General features: G+C 63.1%; 20 protein-coding genes. 9 read left to right on the top strand and 11 right to left on the bottom strand.

The features are described 5' to 3' along the window. Positions 1 to 108 precede the first annotated feature (108 nt). Positions 109 to 693 (top strand): NnrU family protein, encoded by a 585-nt coding sequence (locus tag ACP7AL_RS22390; protein WP_425994411.1) that lies wholly within the window; start codon positions 109 to 111, stop codon positions 691 to 693. A 3-nt stretch (positions 694 to 696) separates the two neighbouring features. Continuing rightward, entirely contained in the window at positions 697 to 1,545 is an 849-nt protein-coding gene (panB, locus tag ACP7AL_RS22385; protein WP_006020242.1) for a 3-methyl-2-oxobutanoate hydroxymethyltransferase, read from the top strand. A gap of 121 nt (positions 1,546 to 1,666) precedes the next feature. On the opposite strand, the gene ACP7AL_RS22380 is transcribed toward panB, so the two are convergent. Beyond that, positions 1,667 to 2,452: an outer membrane protein gene (locus ACP7AL_RS22380; RefSeq protein WP_425994408.1), complete on the bottom strand. Its 786-nt coding sequence runs from the start codon at positions 2,450 to 2,452 to the stop codon at positions 1,667 to 1,669. Between the two features lie 325 nt (positions 2,453 to 2,777). Further along, positions 2,778 to 3,530 (bottom strand): outer membrane protein, encoded by a 753-nt coding sequence (locus ACP7AL_RS22375; RefSeq protein ID WP_425994406.1) that lies wholly within the window; start codon positions 3,528 to 3,530, stop codon positions 2,778 to 2,780. Positions 3,531 to 3,778: 248 nt separating this feature from the next. On the opposite strand from ACP7AL_RS22375, the gene ACP7AL_RS22370 reads away from it, so the two are divergent. Continuing rightward, the gene (locus ACP7AL_RS22370; RefSeq protein WP_425994403.1) at positions 3,779 to 4,162 is read left to right on the top strand and encodes a helix-turn-helix transcriptional regulator; all 384 of its coding nucleotides are present in this window, start codon (positions 3,779 to 3,781) and stop codon (positions 4,160 to 4,162) included. A gap of 19 nt (positions 4,163 to 4,181) precedes the next feature. Here the strand turns inward: ACP7AL_RS22370 and ACP7AL_RS22365 are convergent, their stop codons facing one another. Beyond that, positions 4,182 to 4,388: a hypothetical protein gene (locus ACP7AL_RS22365; RefSeq protein WP_006020246.1), complete on the bottom strand. Its 207-nt coding sequence runs from the start codon at positions 4,386 to 4,388 to the stop codon at positions 4,182 to 4,184. 222 nt (positions 4,389 to 4,610) lie between these two features. Here ACP7AL_RS22365 and ACP7AL_RS22360 point away from each other — a divergent pair, with 222 nt between their 5' ends. The 4 genes from ACP7AL_RS22360 to ACP7AL_RS22345 all read left to right on the top strand — a co-directional run bounded on the left by ACP7AL_RS22360 (position 4,611) and on the right by ACP7AL_RS22345 (position 9,014). Beyond that, positions 4,611 to 5,264: a tetratricopeptide repeat protein gene (locus ACP7AL_RS22360; RefSeq protein WP_425994401.1), complete on the top strand. Its 654-nt coding sequence runs from the start codon at positions 4,611 to 4,613 to the stop codon at positions 5,262 to 5,264. Positions 5,265 to 5,275: 11 nt separating this feature from the next. Next, positions 5,276 to 5,794 (top strand): hypothetical protein, encoded by a 519-nt coding sequence (locus ACP7AL_RS22355; protein WP_425994399.1) that lies wholly within the window; start codon positions 5,276 to 5,278, stop codon positions 5,792 to 5,794. Between the two features lie 61 nt (positions 5,795 to 5,855). Beyond that, complete coding sequence (gene der, locus ACP7AL_RS22350) at positions 5,856 to 7,253, top strand: ribosome biogenesis GTPase Der (RefSeq protein ID WP_425994397.1); 1,398 nt, start codon at positions 5,856 to 5,858, stop codon at positions 7,251 to 7,253. Between the two features lie 555 nt (positions 7,254 to 7,808). Continuing rightward, positions 7,809 to 9,014 carry a Spy/CpxP family protein refolding chaperone gene (locus ACP7AL_RS22345; protein ID WP_425994395.1) on the top strand — a complete coding sequence of 402 codons (1,206 nt, stop codon included), beginning with the start codon at positions 7,809 to 7,811 and terminating at the stop codon, positions 9,012 to 9,014. 21 nt (positions 9,015 to 9,035) lie between these two features. Here the strand turns inward: ACP7AL_RS22345 and ACP7AL_RS22340 are convergent, their stop codons facing one another. Then, positions 9,036 to 9,413, bottom strand: coding sequence for a DUF2147 domain-containing protein (locus tag ACP7AL_RS22340; RefSeq protein ID WP_425994393.1), 378 nt, complete (start codon positions 9,411 to 9,413; stop codon positions 9,036 to 9,038). A 100-nt stretch (positions 9,414 to 9,513) separates the two neighbouring features. Next, the gene (locus ACP7AL_RS22335) at positions 9,514 to 10,257 is read right to left on the bottom strand and encodes an SDR family NAD(P)-dependent oxidoreductase (protein ID WP_006020253.1); all 744 of its coding nucleotides are present in this window, start codon (positions 10,255 to 10,257) and stop codon (positions 9,514 to 9,516) included. Between the two features lie 265 nt (positions 10,258 to 10,522). Between ACP7AL_RS22335 and ACP7AL_RS22330 the strand changes: the two genes are divergently transcribed. Next, positions 10,523 to 11,614 carry a GNAT family N-acetyltransferase gene (locus ACP7AL_RS22330; RefSeq protein WP_425994391.1) on the top strand — a complete coding sequence of 364 codons (1,092 nt, stop codon included), beginning with the start codon at positions 10,523 to 10,525 and terminating at the stop codon, positions 11,612 to 11,614. Positions 11,615 to 11,641: 27 nt separating this feature from the next. Here ACP7AL_RS22330 and purF read toward each other — a convergent pair whose 3' ends face one another. The 4 genes from purF to ACP7AL_RS22310 all read right to left on the bottom strand — a co-directional run bounded on the left by purF (position 11,642) and on the right by ACP7AL_RS22310 (position 15,729). Further along, positions 11,642 to 13,159: an amidophosphoribosyltransferase gene (gene purF / locus ACP7AL_RS22325; protein ID WP_425994389.1), complete on the bottom strand. Its 1,518-nt coding sequence runs from the start codon at positions 13,157 to 13,159 to the stop codon at positions 11,642 to 11,644. Positions 13,160 to 13,202: 43 nt separating this feature from the next. Then, positions 13,203 to 13,850 (bottom strand): CvpA family protein, encoded by a 648-nt coding sequence (locus ACP7AL_RS22320; RefSeq protein WP_425994387.1) that lies wholly within the window; start codon positions 13,848 to 13,850, stop codon positions 13,203 to 13,205. A 266-nt stretch (positions 13,851 to 14,116) separates the two neighbouring features. Then, on the bottom strand, positions 14,117 to 15,535 hold the full coding sequence (gene radA / locus ACP7AL_RS22315; RefSeq protein ID WP_425994385.1) for a DNA repair protein RadA: 1,419 nt from the start codon (positions 15,533 to 15,535) through the stop codon (positions 14,117 to 14,119). A 71-nt stretch (positions 15,536 to 15,606) separates the two neighbouring features. Then, positions 15,607 to 15,729 (bottom strand): hypothetical protein, encoded by a 123-nt coding sequence (locus ACP7AL_RS22310; protein ID WP_425994383.1) that lies wholly within the window; start codon positions 15,727 to 15,729, stop codon positions 15,607 to 15,609. Here ACP7AL_RS22310 and ACP7AL_RS22305 point away from each other — a divergent pair. Continuing rightward, positions 15,728 to 16,834, top strand: a complete 1,107-nt coding sequence (locus ACP7AL_RS22305; protein ID WP_425994381.1) for a hypothetical protein — start codon at positions 15,728 to 15,730, stop codon at positions 16,832 to 16,834. The genes ACP7AL_RS22310 and ACP7AL_RS22305 overlap by 2 nt on opposite strands. Before the next feature lie 129 nt (positions 16,835 to 16,963). Here ACP7AL_RS22305 and cnbZ read toward each other — a convergent pair whose 3' ends face one another. After that, on the bottom strand, positions 16,964 to 17,719 hold the full coding sequence (gene cnbZ, locus ACP7AL_RS22300; RefSeq protein ID WP_425994379.1) for a 2-amino-5-chloromuconate deaminase CnbZ: 756 nt from the start codon (positions 17,717 to 17,719) through the stop codon (positions 16,964 to 16,966). A 50-nt stretch (positions 17,720 to 17,769) separates the two neighbouring features. Beyond that, positions 17,770 to 18,945, bottom strand: coding sequence for an alanine racemase (alr, locus tag ACP7AL_RS22295; RefSeq protein WP_425994377.1), 1,176 nt, complete (start codon positions 18,943 to 18,945; stop codon positions 17,770 to 17,772). Positions 18,946 to 18,990 lie beyond the last annotated feature (45 nt).

Below are 18,990 nucleotides of genomic sequence, written 5' to 3'. Positions count from 1 at the left end.
ACCGGGGCACAGTGCGGGCGGACATTAACAGGGTCTTCCGCGGGGTGGAATGTGCCGTAAAGCGGAGCTGAAAACCGCTGCGGGCAGATCGAGAGGGTGGGGCGCCAAATGGGCTTGTTGATCCTGATCGCCGGATTGTTGCTGTTCCTCGGTGTCCATACACTGACCACGATGCGTGGTCCGCGCGCCAGGGTGATCGCGCGGCTCGGCGAGAGCGGTTACAAGATTCTCTACGTACTGGTGTCGTTCGCAGGGCTCGCGCTGATCGTGTGGGGCTTCAGTATTTATCGCGCCACGGGCTGGATCAACGTCTGGTATCCGCCGGTCGCGCTGCGCCATCTCGTGCTGGCGCTGATGCTGCCCGCAGTCGTTCTCGTTGTCGCGTCCTACATCCGCGGCCGCATCTACACCACGGTGAAGCATCCGATGCTGGCCGGCGTGAAGCTGTGGGCGCTGCTTCATCTTCTTGCCAATGGCGATCTCGGGTCGATCATCCTGTTCGGCTCGATTCTGGCATGGGCGGTCTATGACCGCATTTCGCTCAAGCGCCGCGAAGATCCCGGCGCACCACCGATTCCCGTCGGCGGCGTGGCCAACGATCTGATCGCGGTCGCGGTCGGTGTCGTGGTCTATGCCGCGCTGGCCTTCGCATTCCATCCTCTCGTAATCGGCGTCCCCGTGATTGGAGCTTAAGACATGTCCGTGCAGACAGCGGTGAAGCGCAAGACCGCGCCCGATATTCTCAAGCGCAAGGGCGGCGATCCGATCGTGATGCTGACGTCGTATCACGCGCATACTGCGGCGCTGGTCGACCGCTATTGCGACGTCATTCTTGTCGGCGACTCGCTCGGCAACGTGATGCACGGATTCGAGACGACGGTGCCAGTCACGCTCGACATGATGATCCTTCAAGGCCGTGCAGTGATGCGCGGCTCGAAAGAGGCTCTCGTCGTGGTGGACATGCCGTTCGGATCGTATGAGGCCTCGAAGGAACAGGCGTTTCATTCCGCGGCGCGTGTTCTGAAGGAAACCCATTGCGGCGCCGTGAAGATGGAAGGCGGCGTGCGCATGGCCGAGACCATCGAGTTTCTCACCACGCGCGGCATCCCGGTGATGGGCCATATCGGACTCACGCCGCAGTCGATCAACACGCTTGGCAGCTTCAAGTCGCAAGGCAAGGACGAGGCCATCAAGATCGCTGCGGGCGAGAACGGCAGCGGTCCGTTTCAGGATGACGCGCGCGCGGTGGCGCAGGCCGGTGCATTCTCGATGGTTGTGGAAGCCGTGGCCGAGCCGCTCGCACGCCGCATCACCGAGATCGTTTCGATTCCGACCATCGGCATCGGCGCGAGCAATGCTTGCGACGGTCAGGTGCTGGTGCTTGAAGACATGCTCGGCCTGTCGCCGTGGGTGCCGAAGTTCGTCAAGCGTTACGGCAATCTTGGACCCGGCATTGAGGCCGCGATTCAGGATTACGCAAAGGACGTGCGTTCGCGCGCGTTTCCGGGGCCAGAGCACGTCTACGGCATCAAGCCGAAGGCCTGACACGCCCGGTAACGGCTATCGCTGTAAAGAGCCCGGCGCATCGCGCCGGGCTTGAGTTGAAAACTGGAGATTCAGAAGGCAATCAAACGCGGCGCGGCCCTGAGGCCGCGCCGTTCACCATTCAGAACTTGTAGTTCACAGCTCCGCGGACGACATGGATCTTGTTGTCGAACGTGGTCACGAGATTGAACCCTGGTGTGGTCGTCGGATTGATAACTGTCTCGTTTCCGAGGTCGTAGTAGAGATATTCAGCTCTCACCGTCCAGTTGTTGGCAACCACGTATTCCACGCCGCCACCTGCAACCCATCCGGACAAGGTCCGGTTTGTTGTGAGAGGATTGTTCGAGAAAAGGCCGGTGTAGTCCGTGCGATAATCCACGTCGGCCCAGGCGCCGCCGCCGGTGCCGTAGACCATCCAGCGATCCCACACCCAGCCGAGCCGGCCGCGAATGCTCGCTAGCCAATTGATGTTCTGATCCGCGACGTGGTTGAAGCCGACGGGCCCGATTGGAACGCCGCCCGCTGTGATCGGAGCGGTGTTGTTGTTGCGGATGCCTGTGCCCGAAATATCGCCTTCGATGCCGAGCAGCCAGTTTGGCGCGAATTGCCAGTTGTAGCCAATCTGACCACCGCCCACGACACCGGCCTGGTTGCCGTTGCCGAACGAAGCTGTATCGAACCCCGGAAAAAGATCGTTTCTTGAAGTGATTGATGAATCACTCCAGCCGCCGCCAGCGTGAAGACCGGCGTAGAAGCCGGTCCAGCTCCAGACAGGAGCGACGATTGGAGGTGGAGCTTTATACCGCGGAGCCATGTCCGCGGCAGATGCGCTGCTGACTGTGAAGATCAAAGATGTGCTGCTGATTGCGCCGACCAGGAAGGCCGACGTCGCAAGTAATTTCCGCATGATGCACTCCCCAAAAAATGTCTGAGTTTGGCAGTCGAGCCGGAAATGCCCTTGAGAAAATTCCATCACAAAAAGCAGCCGATGACTGTCACCCGCAAGCCACGTTCCGCCAGCAATTTTAAGAGGTTAGGTCAGCGGTACTGGCGTAAGTGCCTTATTTTTGAAATGCGTTTCGCGCGGTTCGCGCGTCTTGATTCAGGGCGTGTGCGCGATAGCGCGTCCATCGCGGATGAAATGAAAAGGCCCGGCGCAGTGCACCGGGCCTGAGTTTCGAAACTGGAGAAAAGAATTGATGGCGCAACTGTGAGGCCCCGCCACCAAGGACTCAGAACTTGTAGTTCACGCCTGCGCGGACGACATTCACCTTTGTGCTGAAAGTGGTGTTGTACGCGAGAGGCGGGGCTACAACCGACACGTTCGACACCGCCTCCGAGCCGAAATCGTAATAGAGATATTCGAGCCGCGCGGTCCAGTTGTTGGCAAATGCATATTCAGCGCCGCCGCCGACAGTCCAGCCCGATTTGGTCGTGTTGAAGTTGCCGGAATTGAAAAGTCCGAACCCGGTGAGGTTGGTGCGGTAGTTGATATCAGCCCAGGCCGCGCCGCCGGTCACATACACAAGCCAGCGATCCGCGGCATAGCCGAACCGGCCGCGCACGCTTGCCATCCAGTCAATGTTGCGATCAGCCTCATGCGTAAACGCTGCGCCTATCGGCCCTCCGCCGAGCGTGATGGGTGCTAAGCTCGACTTGCGAATTCCCGTTCCGGAAATGTCGCCTTCGATGCCGAGCACCCAGTTCGGCGCGAATTGCCAGTTGTAGCCGATCTGGCCGCCGCCAACGACGCCACTGCCGTTGCCGCCCAGTCTGGCGGTGTCGAAGGGACCGAATCCCGAGACAGTCGCGGTCGCGTCGCCATCGCTCCAGCCGCCGCCGACATGACCGCCGATATAGAGGCCGGTCCAGCTCCACACCGGCGCCATGACCGGCGCCTTGGTGTAACGCGGTCCGAGATCGGCCGCCGATGCCGATGCCGACGTCACTGCAATCAACGCTGCGGCCGCAAAAAGCTTTCTCATAAATTTCTCCGTATGATCTGAATGAATTCATCTGCCCAGCCGTCCGGGGCTGCGTTCATTGTCAGCGAACAGTCCGGTTCGACGGCGCAAATCATCGTGGCGCGAACCTAGGAGCGCGGAGAAGGCGAGTCTTGGACTGCGCGGCACGTCCTTGGACTGAACGCTACCCGCACCCCGATTTGAACCGGCTGTGTCTATCCAGCGACACACCCTTGGGCGGGCATTCGCCCCAAGGGTGGATGGATTTCATGGATGGCTATTCTTTTGCGATGCGCAGTTCGCGGTTGAGCGCGATCAAGGCGTTTATCGTTTCAGAGATTGATAATCCCGCGCTGTGTCTGGCGGACATCGCTGCGCATCAGGGCATTTCGTCGAGCTATGTCAGGAAGCTGTTCGCGGCCGAAGGAACGAGGTTCACGGCCTTCGTTCTCGAAACCCGCCTCGAATATGTTTCGCGGATGCTGCTCGATCCCGACAACCGCGCGCAGTCCATCAGCGCCATCGCGCTGAAATGCGGCTTCAACGATATTTCCTATTTCAACCGTGTCTTCCGCCGGCGCTACGGCTGCACGCCGTCCGATCTGAGGCGAGGGCGCAGCGAAGCTGATCCGGTGGAAAGCGCGACGGCATAGCGCCGTCGCGTGGAGGCGCTCACTGCGACCGGCTGAGCTGCTCTTCGGTCACGATCCGCTCGATGTTTTCGGTCTTGCTCCGGATGCGGTATCGTACGCGGCCATCTGCCTCGATCGGCATGCAGCCAATGATCGTGTAGACGTTCGACCGGATTTTCTCGGCGCGGCCCTGGGGCCCCTGACTCTGATGATGGACGTCGTCGTTGATCGAAAAGCTGTGGGTCATGGTTTCTCCTGCTGCGGCGGGTTGTAGCAGCCGGTCGGGGTAAAGCAACGATACCGGCGGTCCTGGGCTTTGAGACAGGTTAACGCTTTGATCCGGCTCACTTTGCCTTGCGGTCGCCATACCGGTACTGTATCGCCGCCATCACATCGGGGGAGCCGCGCGGGCTGCGTGGCCGATGGCGGGATCGCATCTCTTTCATATCATGCCGGGCGGGACAATTAAGTGTCTGAAATATTTAATGAAATCGACGAGGACTTGCGCCGGGAGCAGATCAAGAAGCTCTGGGAGCGGTACTCGATCTTCGTCATTGCGGCAGCGATTCTGATTGTCGCCGGGGTCGGCGGCTGGCGCGGCTACCAGTATCTCGAGGCCAAGAAGGCCGCGGAAGCCGGGTCGGCTTTCGAAGCCGCCATAACGCTGTCCGAACAGGGCAAAAAGGCCGAGGCGGAAGCCGCCTTCGCCAAGATCGCGTCCGACGGCTCCAAGGGTTATCGCGTGCTGGCGCGGCTGCGCGCCGCCGCGGACGCCGCAGCCGCCAACCCGCAGGCCGCTGCCAAGCTTTACGACGCCATCGCCGCCGACCCGAGCGTCTCCGCCTCGGATCAGGATCTTGCGCGCATTCGCGCTGCCGGGCTGCTGATGGAAACCGAACCCTATGCGGCCATGCGCCAGCGCCTTGAACCCGCGACCGGCGAGGGCCGGACCTATCGGCACACCGCCCGCGAGTTGCTGGCCCTGTCGGCTTACCGGGTCAACGATGCGACCGCCGCCCGCCAGTGGCTCGATATGATCGGCAACGATGCGCGCACGCCGGCCAGCATGCGCAGCCGTGCAGAGGCTTTGCAGGCCCTGCTGCCGCCCGCCGCGAAAAGCTGAACGAGACATCGATGCGCCGCTCGCAACGCCTGATTGCCGCCACTGTCCTTGCTGCGATGTCGCTTGTCCTTGCCGGCTGTTCCGGCGGCAATTTCGACCCGACCGACATGATGGACTGGTTCGACACCAAGAAGAAATTACCCGGCGATCGCAGGCCGGTTTTCCCTGAGGGTGTGCCGGGCGTCGAACAGGGTGTGCCGCGTGACCTTTACAAGGGGGCTGCTCGTCAGGATGCGCCGCCGGTTGCCGAGACACCGCCGCCTGTGCCGGAGCCGAAGGCCAAATCGCGCAAGTCCGCAGCCCGCGAGGCCGAGCCGTTCCCGACGCCGGTCGACGATGCCAGCGCACCCGCACCGAAGATGAAGAAACCCAAGCGGACCCGCATCACGGCGCCGGAGTCTGATGCTGAGCCCGCCGCGCCTGCGCCGCAACGGCAACAGCAGGCCGCGCCGCCGCAGCAGGCCGCGCCCCAGCAGCAAGCCCCGTCCTCTTTCCCCGCGCCGCTGCCCAGCGGGGGCTTTGCGCGCTGATTTAGGCTTTCAACGCGCCCCTTTATTGACACGAGGTCCGTAAAGGGCGAACGGATCACCCATGTCTTTTGCCATCGCCATTATCGGCCGCCCCAATGTCGGCAAGTCGACCCTGTTCAACCGGCTGGTTGGACAGAAGCTCGCGCTTGTCGATGACCAGCCGGGCGTGACGCGCGACCGCCGCGAGGGCGACGGACGCCTCGGCGATCTCGAATTTACCCTGATCGATACCGCAGGCCTCGATGAAGGCCCGAAGGGGTCGCTGACCGCGCGCATGCAGGAGCAAACCGAGGCGGCAATCGCCGCCGCCGACGCGCTGATGTTCGTGATCGACGCGCGCGCGGGACTGACCCCGACCGACCGCGCCTTCGCGGACTTCGCGCGCCGCGCGAACAAGCCGGTGGTGCTGGTTGCCAACAAGAGCGAGGGCAAGCACGGCGAGGCGGGCGCGATGGAATCCTACGCGCTCGGGCTCGGCGATCCGATTCCGATTTCCGCTGAACACGGCGAAGGTCTCAGCGACCTCTACGACGCGCTCCGCGTGCTGATGCCTGAGCCGGTCGAGAGAGACGATGACGAGGACGATCCAGAGTCGTTCGAGAATGTCGACGGCGAGGATGAAAATCTGTCGACGCGCCCGATCCGTGTTGCAGTGCTTGGCCGCCCCAACGCCGGCAAATCCACGCTGATCAACCGACTGCTCGGCGAGGAACGGCTGCTGACCAGCCCCGAAGCCGGAACGACGCGCGATTCCATCGCTGTCGACGTGATGTGGAAGGGCCGCGAGTTTCGCGTGTTCGACACCGCAGGCCTGCGGCGGCGCTCGCGTATCGAGGACAAGCTGGAAAAGCTCTCCGTCTCGGACGCGCTGCGCGCGGTGCGTTTCGCGGAAGTCGTCGTGCTGATGATGGACGCGCAGAACAAGTTCGAGGAGCAGGATCTGCGGCTCGCCGATCTGATCGAGCGTGAAGGCCGCGCCATCGTGATCGCGGTCAACAAATGGGACCTGATGGAGCGCGCGCCGAGCCAGATCGCCAGGCTGCGGGAAGATGCCGATCACCTGCTGCCGCAGGTGAAGGGCATGCCGGTGGTCGCGGTATCCGGCATGATGGGCGAGGGCATCGACCGGCTGATGAGCGCCATCGAGGACGCCTATGGTGTCTGGAACCGACGGATCTCGACCGCATCGCTCAATCGCTGGTTCGAGCAGGCGGTTCAGAACAATCCGCCGCCGGCGGTGTCGGGCAGGCGGCTCAAGCTCAATTACATTACGCAGGCCAAGGCGCGCCCGCCGAGCTTCGTGGTGTTCTGTTCGCGCGCGGACGCGATCCCGGAATCCTACCTGCGCTACTTGGTCAACAGCATGCGCGGCGCCTTCGATCTGCCCGGTACGCCGATCCGCATCACGCTGCGCGAGAAGGACAACCCGTTCGCACATAAAGCCAAGCGGAAGTCTTGACGTCCGGGCAACCGGAACAATTTGTCACTTAATGAATTGATTCAAGCTTTGCCCCGGTGGGACCCGCGTGTGCGGCTCCTGCGGTCCGTTGTAGCGGAGGGTGCCATGTCGATCGGCAGGCCTAAGTTCATTTCGCTCCTTGCGCTGGTTTTCGGCGCTCTGTTCTTTATCGCGGCTTATGACGCCGCCTCGGCAAGAGGCGGAGGGCACGGCGGCGGAGGCGGCGGTTTTCGCGGAGGCGGAGGCGGCTTCCATGGTGGTGGAGGCGGTTTTCGAGGCGGCGGGTTCCATGGCGGAGGTTTTCGCGGTGGTGGCGCCGCGTTTCGCGGTGGCGGAGTCCGAATGGGTGGAGGGCACGCTTTCTACGGCCGGCCGCATATCTCCCGCTCATTCTCAAGGCCGAGTTACCGGGGCGGACGGTCCTACGCCATTCATAATCGGCAATTCAATCGCAGCGCGCGGTTCAACTCGTCTCGCGGCGCCGTTGCTCGCAACGCAATGGGGACCTCGAGCACAAGAGCCCTGAACGTTCGTAACACACGCAATGCAAACGCGGTGCGGAATGCATTCCACGCCCGTCCGGTCAACCGCGCCCTGCGCAATGCGAACGCTCTGCGCAACCCGGCGACCCGCGCGCTCGTGACAACGCGCCTCGCGACGGCAGGCTGGCATAACCGCAACGGCTGGTGGCGTCATCGCCACGGCGGATTCGGATGGGTGGGACCGGTGTTCTGGCCGTTCGCCTTCTACGACATCTACGGTTATTCGCTGTGGGGCTACGACTACGACGCAGCATTCTGGGACTACGGATATCCCGACATCTATGCGGGCATCTTCGCGCCTTACGGCTACGACGATCTGATCGGCTATTCCGGTTATCTGCCGGGCTATGCTGCCCGGAGCGGGAGAGGCCGGGAGTCGTTTGCGTCGGCCGATCCGAACGATCGCGTGAGTCTGACGCAAATGTGCGGCGAGGACAGCCGCGACATCGCCGGACTGCCGATCGACGCGATCCAGAAGGCGCTTCAGCCCGACGCAGCCCAGCGCGCGGCGCTCGACGATCTTGCCAACGCCTCGCTGAAGGCAGGGCAGGACATCAAGGCTGCGTGCCCGACGGACATTGCGCTGACGGCTCCGCGACGTCTCGCGGTCATGCAGCAGCGCATCGAGGCGATGATCGCCGCCGTGAAAACCGTGCAGCCGCCGCTTGAGAAGTTTTACGGACTTCTGAACGACGAGCAGAAAGCGAAGTTCAACGCCCTCGCGCAGCGGCAACGGCCTGCGCGAGCCTTACAGAGCGCGAATGCGGCGCAACCGAGTTGTGACGTGTCGCAGCCCGGTGTGACCGATTGGCCGGGATCGATGATCGACCAGGCAGTGAAGCCGAGCGACGATCAGCGTAAAGGGTTGGAAGCTCTTCAGAGCGCCGCGGCCAGGGCAGCGGACATGTTGAAGTCGTCCTGCCAGTCGGAGAATGCGAACACGCCGCCTGCGCGGCTCGCGGCGGTCGGCAAGCGGCTCGACACCATGCTGCAAGCGGTGAAGACCGTCCGCGCGCCGCTGGACAGCTTCTACGGATCGCTCGACGACGAGCAGAAGGCGAGCTTCGACGCCATCGGCCCGAAGCGGATGAGTGCTGCGGAGCGGACCACGATGGCGCAGAGTGATGACGATGCGCCGCGCCGGTCGCGTAGCCGCCGTCACCATCACTATGGCAACGTTGACTATATGATCCGGCGCATGATGTCGTTGGTGCGATGATAGCGCGGGAGCGAACTGCCTTCAGTTCGCCCGCGTCCAGGTCGAGGACTTGCAGATCATCCCGCCCATGGCGCAGCCTGCCGTGGTCAGCGTGCCGCCCGAGAGCGACATCTTGCCGGAATAGGTCTTGCCGTCTTCCGGATTGAACGCGGAGCCTTTCCACGCGTCCGCGCCATCGGGCTTCATGTCGTAGAAGATGCGCTGGCCGACCTTCGCAGGCGTCTCGACGCCCGGCTTGAGCCAGACGAGCGATCCGCAATACGCGCCGCCGCCGCATGGGCCGATCTTGACCTTGGACGCGCCGGTGTCGCGCAGCCATGTTCCGCTCGGATCGCCTGCAAATGCCGATGTCCCCATGAGCGTGAGAGCAGCGATTGCCGCTGCAATTTTCAATGCCATTCCGTTTCCCCTCAAATATGCGCCAGCCTCTTTGTGCGGGCTTGCGCAAATTGAACAGGGGGACGTGAGGAGTGTCAACCGCGCGGCCTTGTGGCGGACGTTACTCCACCGGCGTGCGGAAACTCTTCAGCGTCTTCGACGGATAGTCGAAGAATTTTCCGGTCTCAAGCCACGAGGGCGCGCACATCGGCACGATGAACTCCGCCGCCTGTTCAGGCGTGTCGAGAATCATCGGGTCCTCGCCGGGCATTACAGTGGCGCGCATGCGGGTGCGGATCGGACCGGGGCTGAACAGATTGACGCGGATCGGCGTGGTCGCGGTCTCGTTCGCCCAGACGCGCACGAGGGCGTCGAGGGCGGCCTTCGACGCCGCGTAGGGGCCCATATAAGCAGTAGCCTTGTGGGCAATGCCGGAGGTGATGAACACCGCGCGGCCTGCATCGGATTTTTGCAGCAGCGGCTCCATGCAGCGGATCAACTGGAAATTTGCGGTGGTGTTGACCGCGAACATGTTGTCCCAGAATTTCGGATCGGTGTGACCGAGCGGCGAGGACGTTCCCGCGACACCCGCATTGCCGATCAGAATGTCGAGCTTGCCGTGACGCTCATTGAGCGCCGCGCCGAGCCGGGCGATGCCATCGAGATCGGTCATGTCGAGCGGGACCAGCGTGGCGTTGCCGCCGTCGGCGCGAATGGCGTCGTCGAGTTCTTCGAGACCGCCTTGGGTGCGCGCAACCGCGATGACATGGGCACCGGCCCGCGCCAGTGCGCGCGCCGTGGCATAGCCGATGCCGCGCGATGCGCCGGTGACAAGAGCGAAGCGGGAGGCGAGAGGTTTGGTCATGGGGAAAGCCCGATTTTTCCCGCGCCCCGCTTGCGGGGAGAGGGTGGCATGCCGCGTCGGCGGCGCGCCGGGTGAGAGGCCTGCTATTGCATAATGCCGCGCGTGAATAAACCCATGCCGGACTTGCCCCTCATCCGATCGTTATGGCGATCCGGCATCTCCCGCAGGGCGGGGAGATGCCAGGGAGGAAGGCCGTTCCGAACCGTGCTACAGGTCCGGCATGACCCCGAACTCCCCAACCGCCGCCGGACACCGGTGGCGGGCCATGTCGATCGCCGATCTGCGCCTGGTCAACAAGCTGGCCGCCCGCATTCATCCGGACTATCCGGAGGATGATGCGGTCTTTGCCGAAAGGCTGCGGCTCTATCCGCAAGGTTGCCGGGTGCTGGAGGGCGAGCATGGTCTTGTCGCCTATATCGTCAGTCATCCTTGGCGGCATCTGGAACCGCCGCCACTGAATGCATTGCTTGGGGCGCTGCCGTTCCAGCCCTCCACGTTCTACATCCACGATCTCGCGCTGGCGCCGGAAGCGCAGGGCACCGGTGCCGGAGCAAGGATTGTTGCGTCGCTCGCGGACCATGCCGCTGCCAGCGGCCACTCCAGCATGTCGCTGATCGCGGTCAACGGCTCCGCAGGCTTCTGGCAACGGCAGGGGTTTCAAGCGGTGCACGACCCGCTGCTGGAGTCCAAGCTGCGCAGCTATGGCGACGATGCCTGCTTCATGTCGCGGACACTTCAGGCGCCCGGCTGGCACCCGTCGTCGCGACAGATCGGCGCGCTGTACGAGCGTCATGCCGCAGCGTTCGACCGGGATCGCGGCGACCGGCTGGTGGAGCGCGCGTGGTTCGAACGGTTCAGGCAGGTGATGCCGGACGGTGCGGATGTGCTTGATCTCGGATGCGGATCGGGCGAACCGGTTGCGCGCTACCTGATCGAAGCGGGGCATTGCGTCACGGGCGTCGATTCATCGCCGACGCTGATTGATCTGTGCCGCGCGCGGTTTCCAAAGCAGACGTGGATGGCGGGGGACATGCGCGAGGTCTCTCTGTCGAGGCGCTTCGGCGGCGTTGTGGCCTGGAACAGCTTCTTTCATCTGACGCCGGACCATCAGCGCGCGATGTTCAGGATTTTTAAGGATCACGCTGATCCCGGCGCAGCGCTGATGTTCACCAGCGGGCCGGGTGCCGGCGAAGCCATCGGCTCCTATCAGGGCGAGGCGCTCTATCACGCCAGCCTCGATACCGCGGAATATCAGGCGCTGCTTGCCGCGCACGGCTTTTCGACCGTGCAGCATGTGGTGGAAGATCAGGAGTGCGGCGGCCTGACGGTGTGGCTGGCCCGGAAGCAATCGGCCTGAGCGGACGATACGCTCAGGCTGACGGCGTCAGCTCGCTTCAGCCAGCAGCGAAAGCTGGTGCGGCTGCTGCTCGACCTGGGTCTGGTCGGTGAGGTGGGTCGGATATGCGCCCGTAAAGCAATGATCGGCGAACTTGGGGTTCGCGGGATCGCGGCCGTCGAAGCCCATGGCGCGGTACATGCCGTCGATCGACAGGAACGCCAGTGAGTCCGCGCCGATGATCTCGCGCATTTCCTCGAGCGTATGCGTCGCGGCCAGAAGACCGCCGCGATCCGGCAGGTCGATGCCGTAATAATCGGGATTTATGATCGGCGGTGAGGCGAGGCGGAAGTGAACTTCCTTCGCGCCGGCATCGCGCATCATGCGCACGATTTTCTTCGAGGTGGTGCCGCGCACCAGCGAGTCATCGATCAGGATGATGCGCTTGCCTTCGATGGCGGCGCGATTTGGCGCGTGCTTCATGCGCACGCCGAGTTCGCGCACGCTTTGGGTCGGCTGAATGAAGGTGCGGCCCACATAGTGGTTGCGGATGATGCCAAGCTCAAACGGCACACCCGAGTGCTGGCTATAGCCGACGGCCGCGGGGACGCCGGAATCCGGCACCGGCACGATCACGTCGACGTCGACATGGCTTTCCCGCGCAAGCTGCGCGCCGAAGGCCTTGCGGACTTCGTAGACCGAGCGGCCGCCGACGATGGAGTCGGGCCGCGAGAAATAGATGTATTCGAAGATGCAGGGGCGGGGCGGCTGCGGCGGGAACGGCTTGTGGATCTCCGTGCCCTTCTCATCGAACACGATGACTTCGCCGGGCTCGATGTCGCGGACATATTTTGCGCCGATGATGTCGAGCGCGCAGGTCTCGGAGGCAAGGATCGGACAGTTGTCGAGTTCGCCGAGCACCAGCGGGCGGATGCCGAGCGGATCCCGCGCGCCGATCAGCTTCTTGTTGGTCAGCGACACCAGCGCATAGGCGCCCTCGATGGCGCGAAGAGCTTCGATATAGCGCTCGATGAAACGGCCGCGCTTCGATTGCGCGACCAGATGCAGGATCACCTCGGTGTCGGTGGTCGATTGCATCATCGCGCCATGGCGGACGAGTTCGCGCCGCAGCGTCAGGCCGTTGGTGAGATTGCCGTTGTGGCCGACGGCAAAGCCGCCTGCGTTGAGTTCGGCGAACAGCGGCTGCACGTTGCGAAGAATGGTGCCGCCGGTGGTGGAGTAACGGACATGGCCGACGGCCATATTGCCGGGAAGGCGTTCGATCACTTCGGCGCGGGAGAAGGTGTCTCCGACGAGGCCGAGGCGGCGCTCGGAATGAAAACGGTGGCCGTCGTAGGTGACGATGCCGGCGGCTTCCTGGCCCCGATGCTGAAGGGCGTGAAGGCCGAGGGCAGTGATGGCGGCGGCTTCGGGATGCCCGAAGATGCCGAACACGCCACACTCCTCGCGGAGTGTGTCTCCGTTGAGATCCTTGTCCAGATCGTCATCCAGGTCGTAGTCGGATTTGGAGGGAGGAGTGGAGTGATCGCCGGAAGGGGTTTTCATATGGTCCACCGCGCCCTTGTCTGAGGCAGGACTAGAACTGAATCTAGCGTCCTGCGGCTTTGCCTTCGATCAACTGCTTCATGCCGTCACGGGCTGTTTTCCCGTACCCGCCGTCGTTCCCCACCGTTGCCGTTGTGCGCGGTTCGGGAGCTGCATCAGACTGCTGCTCCTCGTCGCCCTTTTTCTTGAACCTCTTCAAGATGGTGTTCTCGGGGTCATCCGGCAAGAGGCCCATCAGCCAATCGCCGGTTCCCTGCAACATCACCCGCGACTTGGCGTTACGGACCCAATCTGGCTGTTGTTTGTCCGGCACCAGCCAGGCGAAGAACAAAAACGCCACCACCATGATCAACAAGCCGCGAGCGAGGCCAAACAGGAAGCCCAGGGTACGGTCGAGCGCGCCGATCCGCGAATCGAGGATCATGTCCGAGATGCGGACCGTGATGATCGACACCACGATCAGTGTCAGGATGAACACGCCGGCTACGACGGCTACCGCCGCGACGGTTTCGTTGTTGAAGTACGTTTTCGCGGTCGGCAGCAGCTTCTGATAGGCGTAGAGCGTGGTCAGGGCTGCGGCGCCCCAGGCCGCGATCGACAGAATCTCGCGCATGAAACCGCGGATCATCGCCAGAAGGCCCGATAACAGCATCACGGCAAGAACGATAATGTCGAGAAGCGTTATCGGCATCGGCTGGTCAGATCCGCTTTCAGTTTCAAAACCCCGAATCGGGTTGTCTCAGGTCCGGATAGCTGACGGCCATATCGCACGTCCCGCAAGGGCCCGGAACCCGCAAAAACCCAGACATCAACGGCAAAACTGCATCGCTCTTATGGATCGCCTGTTGCGGTTAACGATCCGTAGCGGGCGCAATCGGCAGCCGTTGCAACGTCGCGGGCTATATAGCGGCCGGTCACGCCAGCGTCACGCCGCCTTTGGTTCTCAACAGGCTTGATTCAGCCTGAAGCTGCGGTTTTCCCTCGGGCTGTGGCTTTGCTGCCCCGCGCGGCAATGTCCGCAACCAGCGAGGTCAGCGATCCCACCGTATTGAGCGACAATCCGGCGTCGCCGCCGGTATCGCCGCGCGCATTTTCCGGCAGCACGGCGCGGCCGAAGCCGAGCTTGGCGGCCTCCTTCAGCCGAGCTGAGGTCTGGGCCACCGGCCGAACCGCACCCGACAGCGAGATTTCGCCGAAATAGACCGCATCGACCGGCAACGGCGCGTTGGCGAGCGAGGACACCAGCGCCGCTGCTGCCGCCATGTCTGCCGCAGGCTCGTTGATCCGCAGGCCGCCGGCGACATTGAAGTAGACGTCGTAGCCGGAGAGCTTGACCCCGCAATGCGCCTCCAGCACCGCGAGCACCATCGAAAGGCGGCTGGATTCCCAACCCACCACCGCGCGTCGCGGCGTTCCGAGCGTTGTCGGCACAACCAGCGCCTGCAGTTCGACCAGCACCGGTCGCGTGCCTTCAAGACCGGCGAACACGGCTGTGCCGGGGCTGCCGAGATCGCGCTCGGACAGGAACAGTTCGGATGGATTGGAGACTTCGCGCAGGCCGAGACCGGTCATTTCGAACACACCGATTTCGTCGGTGGGACCGAAGCGGTTCTTCACCGCGCGCAGGATGCGGAACTGCTGCGAGCCTTCGCCCTCGAAGCTCATCACCGCATCGACCATGTGCTCCACCACACGGGGGCCGGCGATCTGGCCGTCCTTGGTGACGTGACCGACCAGAATAAGGGCCGCGCCGGATTTCTTTGCGAAGCGGATCAGTGCCTGTGCCGATGCGCGGACCTGCGTCACCGTTCCGGGCGCGGATTCGACGGTGTCGGTCCACATGGTCTGGATCGAATCGATCACCACAAGGCGAGGCGGGGTTCCTTCCGACAGCGTGGCGATGATGTCTTCGACGGAGGTCTGTGCGGCCAGTTGCACCGCGGCGTCGGCGAGACCGAGACGCGCGGCGCGAAGACGGACCTGCGCGACGGCCTCTTCACCCGAGATGTAGACCACGCGATGTCCCGCGCGCGCCATCAGGCTGGTGGCCTGGGTCAGCAGTGTCGATTTTCCGATGCCGGGATCGCCGCCGACCAGCAGCACCGAGCCGCGAACGAAGCCGCCGCCGGTGACGCGATCGAGTTCACCCATTCCGGACGACAGGCGGGGCGCTTCGGGACTCGAACCCGTGAGGGTTTCCAGCGCGAACGGCCGGCCCTTGCGCTTGGGGCGCAAATTCGCGGGCATGGACGTCGCGCCGGTCGTGTCTTCTTCAGACAGCGTATTCCACTCACCGCAGGATTCACATTTGCCCTGCCATTTATTGTAGGCGGCTCCGCAACTCTGACAGACGAAGGAGAGGGCGTTTTTCGCCATGGAGGGGCCTGCCAGCGTCGGAGCAACGGGAATCGAATGTTCCTCTTTTGTTCACATAAAGCGTTAAAAAGTCAACCCATGTCCGCGCCGCGCTGATAGCCGGTTACCGTTTCACCGGCATATGCTGCCGCCATCAGAACAATGACCGCGCGTGACCGATCCGGCACGACCCGGCACTGGGGAGTAAATTTCATGAAATGGATTGCCGCTATTGCCGGCCTCATCCTCGCGAGCGCGGCTCATGCCGCCGACGTGCCGAAATTTCAGGTCGATGCACAGTGGCCGAAGCCGCTGCCCAACAACTGGATCATGGGGCAGGCCGCCGGCGTCGCCGTCGATGCGCAGGATCATGTCTGGGTGGTGCAGCGGCCGCGCACGCTGACCGACGACGAGAAGGCGGCAAGCTTCAACCCGCCGCGCACAAAGTGCTGCATCCCCGCGCCGCCGGTGATGGAGTTCGACCAGCAGGGCAATCTGGTCAAGGCGTGGGGCGGCAAGGGCGAGGGGTACGACTGGCCGGCCAACGAGCATGGCATCTTCATCGATGCCAAAGGTTTTGTCTGGCTCGCGGGCAATGGCGAGACCGATGGCCAGATTTTGAAATTCACCCGGGAGGGCAAGTTCGTAATGCAGATCGGCAAGTCCGGTCCGCAGACCGACAGCAAGGACACCACGCGCCTTGGACGCCCGGCCAATATGACGGTCGATACCGCAGCGAACGAGGTCTATGTCGCGGACGGCTACTACAATCACCGCGTCATCGTGTTCGATAGCGAGACCGGCGCGTTCAAGCGGATGTGGGGCGCCTACGGCAAGCCGCCGACGGATGAGCGGATGGGAGGGTACAATCCCGATGCGCCGCCGTCTCAGCAATTCGCCAACCCGGTGCACTGCGTGCGCATCGCGAAGGACGGACTGGTCTATGTGTGTGACCGCCAGAACAACCGCATTCAGGTGTTCAGGAAGGACGGCAGCTTCGTAAAAGAGATGTTTATCGAGAAGCAGACGCTGGCGAACGGCTCGGTGTGGGATCTCGAAATCTGGAACGATCCCAGGCAGACCTTTCTGATCAATGCGGATGGCGCCAACAACGAGGTTCGTACGCTGGTGCGTGAAAGCGGGGAGATCGTCGGGCGCTTCGGCCGCAACGGCCGCATGGCCGGCGACTTCCACTGGATTCACAATCTGGCGCTGGATTCCAAGGGCAACATCTACACGACCGAAGTCGACAACGGAAAACGCGCACAGAAATTCCTGCTGATCGGCAACATGGTGCTGAAGAAGCGGAGCGCGAAGTAGGGCGCGACATCGTCATCCTGAGGTGCGAGTTGTTGCGAGCCTCGACGGATGACGGTTGCACCGGTTCCCGCCGTCGCCCTTCGAGGTTCGCCGCAAAAGCGGCTCACACCTCAGGGTGACGGCTTTTTCTTACCGCGCGTCGATCACCAGTTCGGTGCGAACATTGCGAACGTCCACCTCGAACTCCATGCCGATCACGGGAGGCCACGCGGGATACCAGGCGAGGCCGATCTGGCTCACCTTGTCTTCGGCGAACACGGTGTCGAGCAGCGGCCGGATGTCGTGCACAGTGTAGATCTGCGCGGCGGTCACCGCATCCCACTTGCAGCCGAGCGCATCGACGCGTTCGCGCATCGCGTTCATGACGAAGCGTGCCTTTGTCTCCAGTCCCTTGAGTGAGACATCGCGGCCGCCGACGATGCGGTCGGTGGTTACGCCATCGCGGATTTCGGGCTTGCCCGAAATCAGGAAGTCACCCGAAGCTCCGGCTTCGGGTACGGTGTAGGTAAAGGCGAAGAACATCGCCTCGCTCGGCACTTCCGTGATCGGCGCAAGATTGCTGCGCGCCAGCGGATTGATGTCGCCGGCCTTGCACCCCCACTGATGCAGGGTCTTCAAATACTCTGCGTTGAAAGCCTGAAACTGCTCGCCGGTCATGGCGGCAGGCGAGCGCAGTTCGCAGGCGGCCAGCGCAGTGATGGGGCGGCCTTCGCGTTCGAGATGCGCCTTGATGAAGGCGAAGCCGTCAGCCATCGGGATCGGACGCGCGAAGCGCACCCGGCGCAGGGCGTATCCCGGCATCGCCGCGACACCGCTTGAGAACGGCCCGCCGGGCGAAACGATGAACCTGTAGTTTCCGGGTTTGAATTCGGTGACGTCGGGCATGCGATTGTCCTTCTTTTTATTTGGGCATGCCCCCTTTCGGGATCATCCCGTTACTCGCCACCTTTGTAGACGCGGGTGTAGCGCCGGCCGAGGCTGGTCAGCACCTCGTAGCCGATGGTGCCGAAGTGGTGCGCAAGCTCATCCACCGTGATCTCATTGTTGAGAAGCGATACCAGCGCGCCGCGGCGGGTCGCACCGGGCGGCACGGCGGTGATATCGATGGCCATCAGGTCCATCGAGATGCGTCCGGCAACCGGGCAACGCTTGCTCGCGACCATCACTTCGGCGCTGCGCATGTTATCGATGCTGCCTGCGGCACGGAAATATCCGTCGGCATAACCTGCCGTGACGATCGCCAGCCGCGTCGGCTGCCGCGCCGTCCAGGTGCCGCCGTATCCGACGTGCTCGCCCTTCTCGATGTTGCGGACCTGCGCCACGCGCACCTTGAGATCGACCACCGGCAGCATCGGCGTATCGGCTTCCGGCGTTGGATTGACGCCGTAGAGTGCCGCGCCCGGACGTACCAGATCGAAATGGAATTGGGGTCCCAGAAAAATCCCGGACGAATTGGCCAGCGAGGCGGGGACGCCGGAGAACTGCGAGGCGATTTCGCGAAATGCCGCGACCTGTCGTCCGTTGGCCGGATCGTGCAGCATCTCGGCGCTGGTGAGGTGGCTCATCACCAGCGAGATGCCGTGATTGCCGTTCTTGATCCGTGGCAGCAGCGCCTGCGCTTCCATGACGCGGAAGCCGAGGCGGTTCATGCCGGTGTCGATGTGGATCGCTGCCTGACCTTCCCAGCCGCTGGTCTTGCGAAACGCGTCCCACTCAGCGAGTTCGGTGGCGTCGCCGATCACCGGCCGGCAATCGATCTTCGCAAACTGATCGCCTGAGCCCGGGAAAAATCCATCGAGCACGTAGATAGCAGAGGTGGGTGTGACTTCACGCGCCGCGCGCGCCTCGTCCAGCGTGGCGACAAAGAAGGTCCGGCATCCTGCGCGCGCCAGCGCACGGGTCACCTGTGTGATGCCGCAGCCATAGGCGTCGGCTTTCACGACGGCGGCGCAGTCCGCAGGCACCGCATGGCTTTCGAGTTTGCGCCAGTTGGCGACGATGGCGTCGAGGTCGATGGTCAGAACGCCGGTCGCGCTGGCAGGCATGCGCATGTCCGCAGTATTCGCAGCAGCGCCAGATGTCGCGGTCTTGAGATCGGAAGCAGGAGGCATTGGCTCGGGCAGAGGTTCGCAGTGTGATTCAACAGTTGAACCGCA

The sequence above is a fragment of the Afipia sp. DC4300-2b1 genome, assembly GCF_049895725.1.
Taxonomy (GTDB): Bacteria; Pseudomonadota; Alphaproteobacteria; order Rhizobiales; family Xanthobacteraceae; genus Afipia; species Afipia broomeae.
Note: the sequence above shows the minus strand (reverse complement) of the source record. Positions and strands in the feature narration are given on the sequence as shown.